Annotated in this window: 17 protein-coding genes; 10 read left to right on the top strand and 7 right to left on the bottom strand. The window is 72.4% G+C overall.

Annotation, left to right across the window (positions count from 1 at the left end; all coding sequences use genetic code 11):
* The first annotated feature begins 130 nt into the window (after positions 1–130).
* Complete coding sequence (locus ACIRG6_RS10995) at positions 131–484, top strand: DivIVA domain-containing protein (protein WP_318214310.1); 354 nt, start codon at positions 131–133, stop codon at positions 482–484.
* Positions 481–1,065: a DNA-3-methyladenine glycosylase I gene (locus ACIRG6_RS10990; RefSeq protein WP_403322122.1), complete on the top strand. Its 585-nt coding sequence runs from the start codon at positions 481–483 to the stop codon at positions 1,063–1,065. The genes ACIRG6_RS10995 and ACIRG6_RS10990 overlap by 4 nt, the downstream gene beginning before the upstream one ends.
* Before the next feature lie 40 nt (positions 1,066–1,105).
* Here the strand turns inward: ACIRG6_RS10990 and chcB are convergent, their stop codons facing one another.
* Positions 1,106–1,915 carry a 2-cyclohexenylcarbonyl CoA isomerase gene (gene chcB / locus ACIRG6_RS10985; RefSeq protein WP_450152406.1) on the bottom strand — a complete coding sequence of 270 codons (810 nt, stop codon included), beginning with the start codon at positions 1,913–1,915 and terminating at the stop codon, positions 1,106–1,108.
* 344 nt (positions 1,916–2,259) lie between these two features.
* On the opposite strand from chcB, the gene ACIRG6_RS10980 reads away from it, so the two are divergent.
* Positions 2,260–2,427, top strand: coding sequence for a DUF3117 domain-containing protein (locus ACIRG6_RS10980; protein WP_003966491.1), 168 nt, complete (start codon positions 2,260–2,262; stop codon positions 2,425–2,427).
* Positions 2,428–2,575: 148 nt separating this feature from the next.
* Here ACIRG6_RS10980 and ACIRG6_RS10975 read toward each other — a convergent pair whose 3' ends face one another.
* The gene (locus tag ACIRG6_RS10975) at positions 2,576–3,274 is read right to left on the bottom strand and encodes an O-methyltransferase (RefSeq protein WP_308032459.1); all 699 of its coding nucleotides are present in this window, start codon (positions 3,272–3,274) and stop codon (positions 2,576–2,578) included.
* A gap of 288 nt (positions 3,275–3,562) precedes the next feature.
* Here ACIRG6_RS10975 and sigE point away from each other — a divergent pair, with 288 nt between their 5' ends.
* From sigE to ACIRG6_RS10950, 5 genes are all read left to right on the top strand, one after another.
* The gene (sigE, locus tag ACIRG6_RS10970) at positions 3,563–4,234 is read left to right on the top strand and encodes an RNA polymerase sigma factor SigE (protein ID WP_189228802.1); all 672 of its coding nucleotides are present in this window, start codon (positions 3,563–3,565) and stop codon (positions 4,232–4,234) included.
* Complete coding sequence (locus ACIRG6_RS10965) at positions 4,231–5,208, top strand: anti-sigma factor family protein (RefSeq protein WP_364675912.1); 978 nt, start codon at positions 4,231–4,233, stop codon at positions 5,206–5,208. Before sigE ends, ACIRG6_RS10965 begins: the two co-directional genes overlap by 4 nt.
* 93 nt (positions 5,209–5,301) lie before the next feature.
* Positions 5,302–7,449, top strand: a complete 2,148-nt coding sequence (locus ACIRG6_RS10960; protein ID WP_403322119.1) for a trypsin-like peptidase domain-containing protein — start codon at positions 5,302–5,304, stop codon at positions 7,447–7,449.
* 159 nt (positions 7,450–7,608) lie between these two features.
* Positions 7,609–8,058 (top strand): sec-independent translocase, encoded by a 450-nt coding sequence (locus ACIRG6_RS10955; RefSeq protein ID WP_364675906.1) that lies wholly within the window; start codon positions 7,609–7,611, stop codon positions 8,056–8,058.
* A 247-nt stretch (positions 8,059–8,305) separates the two neighbouring features.
* The gene (locus ACIRG6_RS10950; RefSeq protein WP_318214315.1) at positions 8,306–8,980 is read left to right on the top strand and encodes a hypothetical protein; all 675 of its coding nucleotides are present in this window, start codon (positions 8,306–8,308) and stop codon (positions 8,978–8,980) included.
* 67 nt (positions 8,981–9,047) lie between these two features.
* Here ACIRG6_RS10950 and ACIRG6_RS10945 read toward each other — a convergent pair whose 3' ends face one another.
* The 3 genes from ACIRG6_RS10945 to ACIRG6_RS10935 are packed head-to-tail and all read right to left on the bottom strand — an operon-like array spanning position 9,048 to position 12,107.
* Positions 9,048–10,181 (bottom strand): Mrp/NBP35 family ATP-binding protein, encoded by a 1,134-nt coding sequence (locus ACIRG6_RS10945; RefSeq protein WP_189228797.1) that lies wholly within the window; start codon positions 10,179–10,181, stop codon positions 9,048–9,050.
* A 44-nt stretch (positions 10,182–10,225) separates the two neighbouring features.
* The gene (locus ACIRG6_RS10940; protein ID WP_318214316.1) at positions 10,226–10,825 is read right to left on the bottom strand and encodes a DUF1003 domain-containing protein; all 600 of its coding nucleotides are present in this window, start codon (positions 10,823–10,825) and stop codon (positions 10,226–10,228) included.
* Entirely contained in the window at positions 10,815–12,107 is a 1,293-nt protein-coding gene (locus ACIRG6_RS10935) for a magnesium transporter MgtE N-terminal domain-containing protein (RefSeq protein WP_364675901.1), read from the bottom strand. The genes ACIRG6_RS10940 and ACIRG6_RS10935 overlap by 11 nt, the downstream gene beginning before the upstream one ends.
* Before the next feature lie 212 nt (positions 12,108–12,319).
* On the opposite strand from ACIRG6_RS10935, the gene ACIRG6_RS10930 reads away from it, so the two are divergent.
* Positions 12,320–13,057: a hypothetical protein gene (locus tag ACIRG6_RS10930; RefSeq protein ID WP_318214318.1), complete on the top strand. Its 738-nt coding sequence runs from the start codon at positions 12,320–12,322 to the stop codon at positions 13,055–13,057.
* Here ACIRG6_RS10930 and ACIRG6_RS10925 read toward each other — a convergent pair.
* Together ACIRG6_RS10925 and ACIRG6_RS10920 are read right to left on the bottom strand one after the other, a co-directional pair.
* On the bottom strand, positions 13,054–13,575 hold the full coding sequence (locus tag ACIRG6_RS10925) for a hypothetical protein (RefSeq protein WP_403322114.1): 522 nt from the start codon (positions 13,573–13,575) through the stop codon (positions 13,054–13,056). The two genes, ACIRG6_RS10930 and ACIRG6_RS10925, sit on opposite strands and share 4 nt — an antisense overlap.
* Positions 13,576–13,608: 33 nt before the next feature.
* A complete protein-coding gene (locus ACIRG6_RS10920) occupies positions 13,609–14,724 on the bottom strand; it encodes a magnesium and cobalt transport protein CorA (RefSeq protein WP_239762492.1) in 1,116 nt (371 codons plus the stop codon).
* Between the two features lie 505 nt (positions 14,725–15,229).
* Here ACIRG6_RS10920 and ACIRG6_RS10915 point away from each other — a divergent pair.
* The gene (locus ACIRG6_RS10915; RefSeq protein ID WP_364675894.1) at positions 15,230–15,826 is read left to right on the top strand and encodes a suppressor of fused domain protein; all 597 of its coding nucleotides are present in this window, start codon (positions 15,230–15,232) and stop codon (positions 15,824–15,826) included.
* The last annotated feature ends 30 nt before the right edge of the window (positions 15,827–15,856 follow it).

Here is a 15,856-nt window from a genome sequence, read left to right as displayed (position 1 = left end):
CTTCGGCGTCCGCCCGCGTCCTTCGACCGCCTGCGATCACCGCCTGCGATCCCGACTGTCAGACTCGCATGGCACGATCGGACCCGACACAACGACTCCGATCCAACCAGCCGACCATGGGGGCCCAGCGATGGTCATGTTCCTCTTCCTCGTCGTCGCGCTCGCCGTCGTGGTCGCCGCGGTGACGCTCGCCGTGGTGAGCGGCGGCGACAGCGGGCCGTTGCCCGAGGCCGCGCCCGAGCAGCTGCGGGACTCCCTGCCCCCGGACCGCCCGGTGGCCCGCGCGGACGTGGAACGGCTCCGCTTCCCGCTCGTCGTCCGCGGCTACCGCATGGCGGACGTCGACGACGCCCTCGGCCGGCTCGGCGCCGAGCTCTCCGAGCGCGACGCCCGCATCGCCGACCTGGAGTCCGCGCTCGCGGGCGCCCGGGCCGCCGCCCACCACGTCACCATGGAGAAGCCGGCCCAGGAGGAGCAGCAGTGAGCGCCGGTGAGGCCGTCACCGGTCCGGACGGCGCGCCGCGCTGCCCCTGGGCCCTGTCCACCGCGGACTACGTGACGTACCACGACGAGGAATGGGGCCGCCCGGTCCACGGCGACGACGCCCTGTTCGAGCGGCTCAGCCTGGAGGCCTTCCAGTCGGGCCTGTCCTGGATCACCATCCTGCGCCGCCGCTCCGGCTTCCGTGCCGCCTTCGCGGACTTCGAGATCGCCGCGGTCGCGGAGTTCACCGACGAGGACCGCGAGCGGCTGCTCGCCGACCCGGGCATCATCCGCAACCGCGCCAAGATCGACGCGACCCTCGCCAACGCGCGCGTGCTGACCGAGTGGGCCCCCGGCGAGCTGGACGACCTGATCTGGTCCCACGCCCCCGACCCGGACGGCCGCCCGGTGCCCAAGACCCTCGCCGACGTCCCGGCCGTCACCCCGGAGTCGACGGCCCTGTCGAAGGCCCTGAAGAAGCGGGGCCTGCGCTTCGTCGGCCCCACGACGGCGTACGCGCTGATGCAGGCGTGCGGACTGGTCGACGACCACCTGGCGGACTGCGTGGCCCGGCGGGCGTGAGCGGCGCGGACCGCGACCGCACCGCCCGCTCGCGCCCGGCTCAGCGCCCCAGGTACACCGGCTTCTTCTTGTCGACGAACGCCTGCACCGCGATCCCGTGGTCCTGCGACGACCCCGCGCGCGCCTGCAGCTCGTCCTCCTTCTCCAGCGTCTCGGAGAGCGAGTGCGTCAGCCCGTACGCCATCGCCTCCTTCAGCGCCGCGTAGGCCACCGTCGGCCCCTCGGCCAGGGCCCGTGCCGTCCGCTCGGCCTCCGCGCGCAGGTCGGCGGCCGGGACGACCCGGTTGGCGATGCCGAGCTCGTACGCCTCCTGGGCCTTGATGCTGCGCGGGAACAGCAGCAGGTCGGCGGCGCGCCCGGGGCCGACGACGCGTGGCAGCGTCCAGGAGACGCCCGAGTCGGCGGTCAGCGCGACGCCCGCGAACGACGTGTTGAACGCCGCCGTCTCCGCGACGATCCGGTAGTCCGCGGCGAGCGCGAAACCGAAGCCCGCCCCGGCCGCCACCCCGTTCACGGCGGCGACCACCGGCTTGGGCGCCTCGGCCAGCGCCCGCACGATCGGGTTGTAGTGCTCGCGGACCGTGCTCATGGTCCGGCCCTCGCCGGTCTCCCGGTCGGCGGCCAGCAGCCCGATGTGTTCCTTGAGGTCCTGGCCGACGCAGAACGCCCGCTCCCCGGCCGCCGTCAGCAGCACTGCCCGTACGGCGTCGTCCGCCGCGGCGGACCGCACCACGTCCCGGAGCGCGACCTTGGTCTCGATGTTCAGCGCGTTCATCGCCTCGGGGCGGTTCAGCGTGATCGTCGCGAGCCCGTCGCTCACCTCGTAGAGCACGGTGTCGGCCATGGGTATCCCCTCCGCGTCGCGGCTTGTGTCTGCAGGACAGCATGACGGAGATCACCGGCGGCGGACCGCCGCGGGGGTGTGACCTCCGTCAAAGAATTCCGGTCCGTATCCATTCGGCGGGAGTGGGTCGGGGCGCGCAGTATCGCAGTCACATCGCCGAATTGAGTGGTTTTGCTCGCGCGCGTTGCCCAAGCGATGCCGACCGATGTTGGTCATCGGGTCCTGGGATGCGGGATAATGGCTGGGAAGCAATGTGTTCGATGCCGGTGTCGCGCGTCCACGCCGGACTGCGCGTGCCCTCACGGGCCGTCGGCGGTGACGGTGAGCTGGTATCAGGAAGGGGAACGAGCATGGCGGCCATGAAGCCGCGGACGGGCGATGGCCCGCTCGAGGTGACCAAGGAGGGGCGGGGCATCGTCATGCGCGTTCCGCTCGAAGGCGGCGGTCGACTCGTCGTCGAGCTGACCCCCGACGAGGCCGACGCGCTCGGCGACGCCCTCAAGAAGGTCGTCGGCTGACGCGCAAGCGACCATACCCGTTCAGTCGCCCCGGTGCCGTACCTGGTGCCGGGGCGATTGATTTCCCGGTTTTTCTCCGGCTTTCCGGGTTTCTCCCGGACGGTTTCATAACGTTTTCCTGCGCCCGGCACTGCTTCTCCCTGCCGGGCTACCGCTTCACCGCGCACAGCAGCCCGTCGCCCACCGGCAGCAATGACGGCACCAGTTCCTGGCTCTCGCGCACCGCGCGCAGCACCTCCCGCAGCCGCAGCACCTCGGTGGGCTGCGGTCCGGAGTCGATCGTCCTGCCGGTGCCGAAGACGCCCTCGAACGCGACGAGGCCCCCCGGGCGCAGCAGGCGCAACGATTCGGCGAGGTAGTCCAGGTACTCCAGCCGGTCGCCGTCGCAGAAGACGAGGTCGTAGCCGGCGTCCGCCAGCCGGGGCAGGACGTCCAGGGCGCGGCCCGGGATGAAGCGGGCCCTGTTGCTGGCGAAGCCCGCGGCCCGGAAGGCCTGCCGGGCGAACTGCTGGTGCTCCGGCTCCGGGTCGACGGTGGTCAGGACCCCGTCCGGCCGCATGCCCTGCAGCAGATGGATCCCCGACACGCCGCAGCCGGTACCGATCTCCGCGACCGCCTTGGCGTCCACGGCGGCGGCGAGCAACCCGAGCGCCGACCCGGTGCCGGGCGTCACCGAGCGCAGGCCCGCCTCGCAGGCCCGGTCGCGCGCCCAGCGCAGCGCGTCGTCCTCGGCGACATAGGCGTCGGCGAACGCCCAGCTCGTCTGCCGGTTGCCGGTAATGACCCTCTCCTGTCCCCGTCGTTGCCTCGGCGTGACTGTATCCGTTGGCGTCGGGAACCCGCAGATGGGACCGGTCGTTTGAAGGGGTACGGGAAGACACGGCGAAGCGGCCGGTACGGCGACGGGGGGCAGCGGATGGGCAGGGGCACCGAGCAAGTGCTGACGCAGCCGTACGAGCGGTACCAGCTCAGATCAAATTCTCGTAAAACCGCTTATCCGGAGCTAACGGGCGAGGTGGCTATGGTAGGGGCTCCACTGGACACCACCAGAGCCGACAGGGGAGGTGCGGCCGTACCTGTGGATCGGGGAGGAGTGCTGCGGCGCTTTCTCGGATCGGCGGGCAGGCCGAAATCCGTGAACGACACCGCTGCTGACCACAGCCACGCCACTGGTCCTGCCTCAGGACACACCCAGACCGCGACCTTCACCAGCGACGCGGACGGGCAGGCGTGGACTCCGCCCACCTGGGAGGAGATCGTCAGCACACACAGCGGCCGGGTCTACCGCCTCGCCTACCGCCTCACCGGCAACCAGCACGACGCCGAGGACCTCACCCAGGAGGTCTTCGTCCGCGTCTTCCGGTCCCTGTCGACCTACACGCCGGGCACCTTCGAGGGCTGGCTGCACCGCATCACCACCAACCTGTTCCTGGACATGGTGCGCCGCAAGCAGCGCATCCGCTTCGACGCGCTCGGCGACGACGCGGCCGAGCGGCTGCCCAGCAAGGAGCCCACCCCGCAGCAGGTCTTCCACGACGCCCACTTCGACGCGGACGTCCAGCAGGCGCTGGACACCCTCGCGCCCGAGTTCCGCGCCGCCGTCGTCCTGTGCGACATCGAGGGACTGTCGTACGAGGAGATCGCCGCGACCCTCGGCGTCAAGCTCGGCACCGTCCGCTCCCGCATCCACCGTGGCCGCTCCCAGCTGCGCAAGGCCCTCGCGCACCGTTCCCCCCAGGCCCGCGCCGAGCGCCGCTCCTTCGTGGCCCGTGTTCCCGCACTGGGAGGAGGGGGCACGAGCGCGTGAGTGGGTCACGGCCGGAACCGGAGGGACACCTCGCGGAGCAGCACCTGGGAGACCGACTCTCCGCCCTGGTGGACGGGGAGCTCGGTCATGACGCGCGTGAGCGCGTGCTGGCGCACGTGGCGACCTGCCCGAAGTGCAAGGCGGAGGTCGACGCGCAGCGCCGTCTGAAGAACGTCTTCGCGGCCGCCGCCCCACCGGCCCCGTCCGAGAGCTTCCTGGCCCGCCTCCAAGGGCTTCCGGGCGGCGGCGACGGGGACGGCCACGGCTCGCCGCTGAGCGGCGGGAGGTTCTCCGATCCGATGCCCGGCATGCCCGGGAAGTTCGAGTTCGGTTACGTTCCCGCCCGCCCGCACTCCTCCCTGCTGCCCTCCTCGTCGGCGGACCGGGGCTTCCGGATCCATGACGTGAGCCGGCACGAGTCGGAGCGGTCGGCCTCGCGCGGCATGCGGTTCGCGTTCGTCGCCGCGGGAGCGGTGTCGCTGGCCGCGATCGCGCTGGGCGGTGTCACCCTCGGCACACCCGACACCACCACGGAGGCCCGGGGTTCCGGCGCCGGCAGCAACGTGACGCCGCTGGGCACCCAGGGCGCGGGAACGGCCAAGACCCCTGAGAGCCAGCGCCGCCGTGCGGTCGGTCCGCTGCTCGGACAGGCCCAGGGCCAGCGGGCGCTCGGCGAGACCCCCGTGGCCCCGACCGATGTCTCCGCGCCGCTGCTGCCCGGCCTGCCGCCCCCCGCGGCCGCCGACCCGCGGCAACAGGCCGTACGGGCGCTGACCACCCCGATCACGGTCGGCACGGTCGCTGTGTCCCCGCTGATACGGCCGCTGGACGCGGTACCGCCGCTCGCCCTGGCCGCCTGGCCGTCGCCGCCCGTGGTCGAACCGCCCGGTCTGTTCACCGCACCCGCCCCCGATCCGCTCTCCTCCCCCCGGGCCTCGGCGCTCCCCGCCGCGTCCCACCGTCCGGCTCCCTGACGGGGTCTGCGCGTCGGCGTGCGGACCTGATTGAATCCGGGATGGCGCCAGAGCCCTTGGAGCCGACGATCCGCGGCCAGGTGTGGGGAGAACATGAACGAGGGGAAGCCCACGAAGGCGAAGTGGTGGAGCCGTCCTCGCCCGTCCGGTGACGGCTCCGACGGAGACTTCGAACTGGCACGTCCTCGCGCCGCCCACGACACCGCCGACGCCGAGCCCGACGGGGGCGACTTCCCGCTGGAGCGCCCCGAGGCGCCCCGGGCGGCCGGCGAGCGGGACCACGGCGGCGACTACGAACTGGACGGCCCCGCGGCACGCCCCGTCGAACCGACGACGGACACCGGCGCCGCCCCCGGCGCCCCCGCCACGGTCCCGGAGCCACACACCACCACCGACGCCCCGGGCACTCCCGGCACCGACACCGCCGACGCGGCTGCCGCCACCGCCGCCCACGCCGCCGCCCCGGGCGCCCTGGACGCCGCCGTAGCCGGCCCGGATGCCCCGGGGGGTGCCGGCACCAGCGCGTACCCAGGCGCCTCCGATGCCCGAGGCGTCGGCACCGACGCCGCCGACGCCCTGCGCGACCCCGGCACCGACGCTGCCGGCGCCCCCGGCGACCCCCGCGCCGACGACACCCCCGCCTGTGCGCCCGTCGCCGAGCGCCCCCGGCCCCTGCACGATCCCGACCCGTACAGCACCCCGCCGTACGGCGAGCCCGGCCCCTGGGCCCCCGCACCGCCGGTCCAGCACCCGGCGACGACGCCGGCTCACGGCACCACGGCCCCGGTGCACGGCGCGACGGCGCCCCCGGCATCCGCGGCGGCGCCCGCAGGGCCGGCTGCGGCGCCCTCCGGCACCCCGATGCCCGACCCCGCCTACGCGGACGCCCCGCCCCCCGCCCCGCCGCTCCAGCACCCGGTGACGGCCCCCCTGACGCCCGCCACGGCCACCACCGCGGGGGCGCCCGCCGCGCCCGGCACGTCCGAGCCGTCCCCGCCCCCCGGCGCCGCCCCGCCCCCGGGCACCCCCGCGCCCGACCCCTGGCGGCGGTACGACCCCTGGGCCGTGGCAGCCGCCGGCCCCCTCCAGCAGAACGGCGCCCCCGTCGGGACGCGCGAGCAGCGGCGCAAGCGGGCCCGGCGGACGCTCGTCGTCGGCACCCTGCTGATCGCCCTGGTCTCCGGCGGCGTCGGCGGCGCCGTAGGGGCCTACCTGGAGCGCCACGGCGGCATGGGGACCGTGGAACTGCCGCAGGCCGGGAAGGAACCGGCCGACCGGGCCCCGGACAGCGTCGCCGGGATCGCCGCGCGGGCCCTGCCCAGCGTGGTGACCCTGCATGTGAGCGGCAGCGACGCCGCGGGCACCGGCACCGGATTCGTCCTCGACGGCAGCGGCCACATCCTCACCAACAACCACGTCGTCGAGCCCGCCGGAAACGGCGGCGAGATCACCGTGACCTTCAACAGCGGCGACACCGCCGAGGCCACCGTCGTCGGCCGCGACAGCGGATACGACCTCGCGGTGGTCAAGGTGAAGGGCGTCGACGGACTCACCCCCATGCCGCTCGGCAACTCCGACAACGTGCAGGTCGGTGACCCCGTCGTCGCCATCGGCGCCCCCTTCGACCTGGCCGGCACGGTCACCTCCGGCATCATCAGCGCCAAGGAGCGGCCCATCACGGCCGGCGGCGAGGAGAGCGACGGCAGCGACGTGTCGTACGTCGACGCGCTGCAGACCGACGCGCCCATCAACCCCGGCAATTCCGGCGGCCCCCTCCTGGACGCCCAGGGCCGGGCCATCGGCATCAACTCGGCCATCCGGTCCGCCGACAGCGGCGCCGCCGAGTCCGACGGCGGCCAGGCCGGCTCCATAGGACTGGGCTTCGCCATCCCCATCAACCAGGGCAAGCGCGTCGCCGAGGAGCTGATCAACACGGGCCGGGCGACACACCCGGTCATCGGCATCACCCTCGACATGGGCTACACCGGCGACGGCGCCTGCGTCGGCACGCAGGGCAGCGACGGCGGCCCCCCGGTCACCGCGGGCGGACCCGGTGCCGACGCCGGCCTCGAGGCCGGGGACGTGATCACCGAGGTCGACGGCCGGCGCGTGCACTCCGGTGAGGAACTCATCGTCAAGACCCGCGCCCACCGCCCCGGCGACCGCCTGGAGCTGACCGTGGAGCGCCAGGGCAGGGAGACGAGCGTCTCGTTGGTGCTGGGCTCCTCCGACGGAGGCTGAACACCCGGACGGGCCGGCAAACGGCCAGGAAACGGGGCCGGGAAGGCAAACAATCGGGAAAGCGCTCGCATACGCACGGTCGGTGGTCACGGGACGGTACCGGCCGGGCAGGGTCGGCGGGTACCGTGGTGGCGGCCCGGACATCCCAAGGAGCTTCAGGTGTTCAATGACATAGGCGCACTCGAGCTGGTGACGCTCGTCGTCCTCGCCGTGCTCGTGTTCGGTCCGGACAAGCTCCCGAAGGTCATCCAGGACGTGACGCGGACCATCCGGAAGATCCGGGAGTTCTCGGACAGCGCCAAGCGGGACATCCGGGAGGAGCTGGGCCCGGAGTTCAAGGACTTCGAGTTCGAGGACCTCAACCCCAAGACGTTCATCCGCAAGCAGCTGGACAACGACGAGCTGGGTCTCAAGGAGATCCGCAACGGCTTCGACATGAAGAAGGAGATGGCCGAGGTCGCCGACGCGGTCCACGGCCGCGAGTCGGAGACGTCGTCGTCCGCCTCCTCGGGCGGGGCCATCGACATGTCCAAGAAGATCGACATGGCGAAGAAGCCCGAGATCCCCGCCCGCGACGAGCGCCCGCCGTTCGACGCCGACGCCACCTGAGCCCGGCGAGCCGGCTGCCGTACGGCGGGACGGGCCCCCGCGCCACCGCCGTACGTGACGCGTCTCATACTCCGAACCGGTCGCACCCGGCCTGATCGCGGGGCTGGTGCGGTCCACGCGCCGGGCGCTTTCCCGGCTGTCCGCACGGGTGTGGCTATGCTGCCGAGTTGTTGTGCGGAGCGGACGAGTGCGCCCGAAGGGGGGTGGGCCGATCCGCTCCGACGAGAGCGAGGAGGCGTCCGGGCACATGGAGACGACGAACGCGGCGGTCGCGCAGGCGCCGGCCGCGGAGGACGGACAACCAGTCCCCTCCGCCCGGCGTACGGTCGACGGCTATCTGCGGGCGCACTTCCCGTGGTACGGCCTCGACGAGGCCTTCACGGGGCGGCGCTGGCTGATGCAGGTCGGCACGTCGGCCGACGGGGCCGTGGAACACGGCTCGATCGGGCACGGCGACGAACCGTCGGTGCGCAACGAGCACGTGGCGGGCGACGAACAGGACGCCAAGGAGAAGTTCGCGGTGGTCGTGACGGTGGCCGCCAACCCCGACCGGCGCAGCGCCGACGGCACGGGTCTGCTGGAGGCCACCTCGGTGTCCTCGGCGGCGTGGCTCGCCGGTGTGGGGCTGCTGTCCTTCACCTGGCCCGGTCAGATGGACCACTCCCTGCGCGACGACTGGCTGGAGCAGCAGACCGAGACCGCGTGGGTGCTGGCCGACGACCTCGACGGGGAGGACTGGACGACGCTGTCCCTGCCCGTGGACGGCGTGCCGACGTCCTTCCACTACCGGGAGTCCGAATTCGGCTGGGTGCTCGCCGGCTCCACCGACCGGGGCGTCCACCTCGGGGCGTACGGCCGGGGCATGAGCGCCTACGGGCTCGCCTTCTCGGTCGTCAAGGACATCGCCGCCTACGACGCCTGACCGGCGGCCGGGCGTACGACAAGGGGCGCCGTCCTCCAGGACAGCGCCCCCGTGGCCGTACGGGACGTCAGAACTTGTTCCTGGGCGTGATCCCCAGCGACAGCCCGGACAGGCCGCGCTGACGGCCGCCCAGCTTGCCCGCGATCGCACGCAGGGCCGCGCCCGCCGGGGACTCCGGGTCGGACAGGACCACGGGCTTGCCCTCGTCGCCGCCCTCGCGCAGACGGACGTCGATCGGGATGGAGCCGAGGACCGGGACCGAGGCGCCGGTCGTGCGGGTCAGGCCGTCGGCGACGGCCTGACCGCCGCCGGTGCCGAACACGTCGACCATCTCGCCGCAGTGCGGGCAGGGCAGGCCGGACATGTTCTCGACCACGCCGACGATCTTCTGGTGGGTCTGCACGGCGATCGCGCCGGCTCGCTCCGCCACCTCGGCGGCGGCCTGCTGAGGGGTCGTCACGACGAGGATCTCGGCGTTCGGGACGAGCTGTGCGACGGAGATCGCGATGTCGCCGGTGCCGGGCGGCAGGTCGAGCAGCAGGACGTCCAGGTCGCCCCAGTACACGTCCGCCAGGAACTGCTGGAGCGCGCGGTGCAGCATCGGGCCGCGCCAGACGACCGGCGCGTTGCCCGGGGTGAACATGCCGATCGAGATGACCTTCACGCCGTTGGCGGAAGGCGGCATGATCATGTTCTCGACCTGGGTGGGCCGCCCGTCGGCGCCCAGCATGCGCGGCACGCTGTGGCCGTAGATGTCGGCGTCGACGACACCGACCTTCAGGCCGTCGGCCGCCATCGCCGCCGCCAGGTTCACCGTCACCGACGACTTGCCGACGCCGCCCTTGCCGGAGGCGACCGCGTACACCCGGGTCAGACTGCCCGGCTTGGCGAAGGGCACCTCGCGCTCGGTCTGACCGCCGCGCAGCGCGGAGGCCAGCTCACGGCGCTGCTCGTCGCTCATCACGTCCAGTTCGACGTCGACCCGCGTGACACCCTCGACCCGCGAGACGGCGTCGGTCACCCGCTGGGTGATGGTGTCCCGCATGGGACAGCCGGAGACCGTCAGGTACACCGCGACCGCGACCGCCCCGTCCGCGCCGATCTCCACCGACTTGACCATCCCGAGCTCGGTGATGGGCCGGTTGATCTCGGGGTCGTTCACCGTCGCCAGTGCCTCGCGCACCGCGTCTTCCGTAGCCATAGACACGATGGTACGGCGCCGCCCACGGGGCGCGGTAAGCCCCGTCAGCGGTCGTGTACGTCACGCCCCGCGGACCGATCTGCCGGGAATACCCCGTCACCGCGGCGGTGGCCGTCCTGCCGCTCCTCCATCTCCTTGATCAGGTCGTGAAGCTCGGAGCGGATCCAGTCCCGCGTCGCGACCTCGCCGAGGCCGATGCGCAGGGCGGCGATCTCCCTGGTCAGGTACTCGGTGTCGGCGATCGACCGCTCGTTCTGCTTGCGGTCCTGCTCCAGATTGACCCGGTCCCGGTCGTCCTGCCGGTTCTGCGCGAGCAGGATCAGCGGCGCGGCGTAGGAGGCCTGGAGGGACAGCATCAGCGTCAGGAAGATGAACGGGTACTCGTCGAAGCGCAGGCCGCTCGGCGCGGACACGTTCCACACCACCCACAGGATGATGACGACCGTCATCCAGACGATGAAGCGTCCGGTGCCCAGGAAGCGCGCGACGCGCTCCGACAGCCTGCCGAAGGACTCCGGGTCCCACTCGGGCAGCAGCCTGCGGCGCGGCGGACGGGGCTGGTCGAGGCGGGCCCGGGCACGGGAGGCCGCCGTCGCTCCCGACGCGGCACGCTCACGGGCCGTGCTCTCGCGCTCAGGCACCATCGCCGCTCACCTCCCCGGCCGACTCCTCCAGGTGGTACTCGGTCTCCCGCCAGTCCTCGGGCAGCATGTGGTCCAGTACGTCGTCCACGGTCACCGCGCCCAGCAGCGCCCCGGAATCGTCGACGACCGGCGCCGCCACCATGTCGTACGCGGCGAAGAACCCGGCGACCACGGGCAGCGCGGCGTCCGGATCCAGGGGCTGCAGGTCGTCGTCGATGATCGAGCCGACCAGCGTGTACGGGGGGTCGCGCAGCAGGCGCTGGAAATGGACGGTGCCCAGGTACTTCCCGGTCGGGGTCTCCTCGGGCGGGCGGCAGACGTAGACCTGGGCGGCGTGCGCCGGCGACAGGTCGGGGTTGCGGATGCGGGCCAGGGCGTCGGCGACGGTGGCGTCGGGCCGCAGCACGATCGGCTCGGTCGTCATCAGACCGCCGGCCGTGTGCTCCTCGTACGCCATCAGGCGCCGCATGTCGGCCGCGTCGTCGGGCTGCATCAGGCTCAGCAGCCGCTCCTTGTCCTCCTCGGGCAGCTCGCCGAGCAGGTCGGCCGCGTCATCGGGGTCCATCGCCTCCAGCACGTCCGCGGCGCGTTCCTCCTTGAGCTTGCCGAGGATCTCGATCTGGTCGTCCTCGGGCAACTCCTCCAGCACGTCGGCCAGCCGGTCGTCGTCGAGAGCGGCGGCGACCTCGGCGCGGCGCTTGGCCGACAGGTGGTGCAGCACGTTGGCGAGGTCGGCGGGGCGCAGCTGCTCGAAGGTGGCGAGGAGGTTCTCGGCGCCCTGCCCCTGCTCCTCCACGGAGAAGCCGGTGACGCCGGACCACTCGACGGTCAGCGTCTCGCCCCGGTTCCGCCGGAAGGCGCCGCCCTTCCTGCCCTTGCGGACGAAAACCTTGTCGATCTCCCAGTCCCGGCGGGCCGGCAGCTGCTGCACCGACAGGTCCAGGACGGTGGCCTCCTCGCCGTCCTCGGTCAGCGTCACCCGCCGGTCGAGGAGCTCGCCGAAGACGAGACGCTCGGTGGGCCGCTGCTCGAAGCGCCGCACGTTGAGCACCCCGGTCGTGATGACCTGCCCGGACTCGATCCCGGTGACCCGGGTCATGGGCAGGAAGATACGGCGGCGGGTGGAGAGTTCGACGACGAGACCGAGCACCCGCGGGGGCTTGCGGCCGACGCGGAGCATCACGACCAGGTCGCGCACCCGTCCCACCTGGTCGCCGGCCGGGTCGAAGACGGCGATGCCGGAGAGGTGCGAGACGAAGATCCGGGGGGCGCCCGCTGCCATGGCCGCGGCTCCTTTTCGTCAGTCAGTCCGTGAGAGGAGTTTCGTACTGTGTCTCTTTTCCGAATTGCCCGCTCGGACGGCCTTCAGGCTAGCCCGTCCCGAAGAGGTCCGCCCTGGCGGCCGGTCCGGACGGACTGGCTCGGATCACCGCGTTCGGCCCCGGTACGCTGCGGTACGCCGCTTGGATCTCCGTCAGAAAGGCAGCCCCACCTGTGACCGTGACTCCCCGGCGCCGATTCCGCAGGGCCGCCTGGCTGGGCGCGGTGTGCGCCCTGGCCGTGACGGGGGCGGGGCTGGCGGGATGCAGTAGCGAGGACCCGGACGCGGGCACCAACGGGGTGGGCAAACTGCCGGCCGAGAAGATCCAGGCCAAGACGCGCGCGGTCGCCGGATCCGCCCGCGCGGTCCGGCTGCACGGGACGGTGGCCGCCGGCGGCAGCACGTACACCCTGGACATGCGCCTGAAGTCCGACGGCGGCACCGGGTCGGTCGCCGCCGAGGGGGCGACCTTCCGGCTGCTGCGGGTCGGTGAACAGCTCTTCCTCAAGGCCGACGCCGGTTTCTGGAGCCACGACGGCGGCGACGCGGCGGCCGCGGAGAAGCTGGCCGGCAAGTACGTGAAGGTGCCCGAGGGCGACCCCGCGTACCAGAAGTTCAGCGGCTTCACGGACAAGGACGTCCTCCTCGACGGGCTGCTGACCCTGCACGGCACGGTGGAGACGGACGGCCGGCACGAGCAGGCCGGTGTGCGCACCGTCCGCATCGCCGGTGACCAGGGCTCCGGCGGCTCGCTGGACGTCTCCCTGGAGGGCACGCCCTATCCGCTGCGCCTGGTGCGGGCGGGCAGCGCGGGCACGCTCAGCTTCTCGGACTGGAACAAGGACTTCGCGCTCGCGGCACCGGCCAAGGACGACACCCTGGACTACGGCAAGCAGCTGCCGACGTCCTAGCTCCGCCGGCTCTTCCTCCGGCGCTTCAGCAGCAGCCGCGGCAGCCCCGCCGGGAGCGGTTCGCGCGTCGTCGCCGGGCTCGGCAGCGGTGCCTCGGCCAGCGAACCGTCGGGCAGCGGCGCGACCGTCCCCGTCGGCTCCAGGCGCAGCACCCGGCACTCGCGGGCCCAGCGGTCGGTCATCGCCTCGCCGTCCGGGGCGTTCAGCCGCTTGCCCTTGAGGTCGGCGACCACGGCCTGCCACGCCTCTGAGCCGGACGGCAGCTCCACGACCTTCGCCGCCCAGGAGACCAGCCGGCCCCCCTTGTCCTTGCTGCGCACCGTCACCTCGGCCGTGGCCCCGTCGGTGAGGCCCGGCAGGGGCTGCTCGCCGGGTCCGTCGCCGATGACGCAGGCAGCGCCCTCGTGCCAGACGTGCCACAGCGCGCGGGCGGGCACGCCGGGGCCCCTGACCCAGATGAGGCCGGACTTCTTGGTGGCCTCCTCGACGAGGGCCTGGTCGAGCAGCTCGCTTGTCATGCGGTCAGCCTATCCAGGAGCCCGCGGGCCGCTTCAGAGCCAGCCGTTGCGCTTGAGGGTGCGGTGGATGCCCAGACAGATGCCGACCGTGATCGACAGGACCAGGGGGTAGCCGAACTTCCAGTGCGTCTCCGGCATGTAGTCGAAGTTCATGCCGTACACCCCGCACACCATCGTCGGCACGGCGATGATCGCCGCCCATGAGGTGATCTTGCGCATGTCCTCGTTCTGCGCGACGGACGCCTGGGCGAGGTTGGCCTGGAGGATGGAGTTCAGCAGCTCGTCGAAGCCGATGACCTGCTCCTGCACCCGCGCCACGTGGTCGGCGACGTCCCGGAAGTACTTCTGGATCTCCGGGTCGATCAGCCGCATCGGACGCTCGCTGAGCAGCTGCATGGGCCGCAGCAGCGGCGATACCGCCCGCTTGAACTCCAGGACCTCGCGCTTGAGTTGGTAGATCCGGCCGGCGTCGGTGCCGCGCGGACTGCCCTTGCGGCCCGGCGAGAACACCTCGGTCTCGACCTCGTCGATGTCGTCCTGCACCGCGTCGGCGACCGCGATGTAGCCGTCGACGACGTGGTCGGCGATGGCGTGCAGCACCGCGGAGGGGCCCTTGAGCAGCAGCTCGGGGTCGTCCTGCAGCCGGTGCCGCAGCGCCCGAAGTGAGCCCTGGCCGCCGTGCCGGACGGTGATGAAGAAGTCCCGTCCGGTGAAGCACATGACCTCGCCGGTCTCGACGACCTCGCTGTTCGCGGTGAGCTCGTCGTGGTCGACGTAGTGGATGGTCTTGAAGACCGTGAACAGGGAGTCGTCGTAGCGCTCCAGCTTGGGCCGCTGGTGGGCCTGGACGGCGTCCTCCACGGCCAGCGGGTGCAGCCCGAACTCCCGGGCGATACCGGCGAATTCGTCCTCGGTGGGCTCGTGCAGACCGATCCACACGAATCCGCCGTCGCGGCGCACCTGCCGCATCGCCTGGTGGGGGCTCAGCGGCGCGTCGGTCTGGACGCGCGTGCCGTCGCGGTAGACGGCGCAGTCGACGACGGCGGAGGTGGTCTCCGGGTCGCGGGTGGTGTCGTAGGCGCCGTTGTCCTTGCGCAGCGAGACGCGGGACGGGCGGACCGCGGCGCGCAGGTCACGGATCATCGACATGGCAGGCTCCTTCGCGACGGGCAGCGAGCGTGCCGGGGACGGGTGGAACCACCCGGAATGAGGACGTCCAGATCACGCGTGCTCGGCGCGTCCACAAAGCGGGGGGCACCGCACCGTCGCGGTGGCCGGCTTCACTGCTGATTCAGCGCTGCTGTTGCAGGCAGGCAGATCAGGCAAAACGAGACGAAGTGCTCTTCCGAGGAGAGGCGCGCGAGCAGGAAGCGGCGGCGGGAAGAACCGGAGCAGCTGCGTCAGCGGCCGGAAGAGCGAGTGGTACTGCACGGTCGACTTCGGTCCATGCCGCCCACCTCCTCCGGCCGGTCCCTCGTGAGGGACGATCCATACCCCTGTTTGGAGGGGTTCCCCGTAGGGGAGTGTTCATAGCGTCGGGGCCATGATCGCGCCGCTACTGCGTGCTGCCCCAAAACCGCTGGCCCAGAGTATCAGTGACTCGACGTGTCAAGGTGCCGCTTTGCCGCGTACTGACGAGTTCTATGCTCGCCGCATGGCTGATGTTCTTCCTCTGGTCGAGGCCCGGTTGTGTACGGCACTGGGCGAACCGGACGCACGCGCGGCGGTCACCTTCCTGGGCGCCGACCGTATCGAGGTGCTGCGCTTCCCCGGCGGCGGTCCGGAGGGCGACATCGTCCGCTACGCCACCCTCGGCATGTCGGCGCAGCCCATGGCGGACCCCACGGCCGTGCTCGCCGACCCGGTCAAGGGCCCCCGGGCCGAGCTGGTCCTCTCCGTCCGGGCGGGCCTCGCCGACACCGGAAAGGTGCTCCGGCCGCTGGCCGTGCTCGCCGCGTCTCCGCAGGTGGAGGGCGTCGTCGTGGCGCCCGGCGCCTCCCTGGACGTCGGTGAGCCGCTGTGGCCCGGCGCCCCGTTCACCTCGGTGCTGGTCGCCGAGCCGGGTGGTCTGGTGGAGGACCTGGAGCTGGACGCCCCGCTGGACCCCGTCCAGTTCCTGCCGCTGCTGCCGATGACGCCGAACGAGGCCGCCTGGAAGCGGGTGCACGGCGCCCAGGCCCTCCAGGAGCGCTGGCTGACGCACGGGACGGACCTGCGGGATCCGTCCCGCAAGTCCGTCCCGCTGGAGTGACGGAACTCACCGAGGCCCAACGCCCGTGAG

Origin of the sequence: Streptomyces flaveolus, assembly GCF_044765825.1 — a bacterium.
In the GTDB taxonomy this organism is placed as follows: Bacteria; Actinomycetota; Actinomycetes; order Streptomycetales; family Streptomycetaceae; genus Streptomyces; species Streptomyces flaveolus.
Note: the sequence above shows the minus strand (reverse complement) of the source record. Positions and strands in the feature narration are given on the sequence as shown.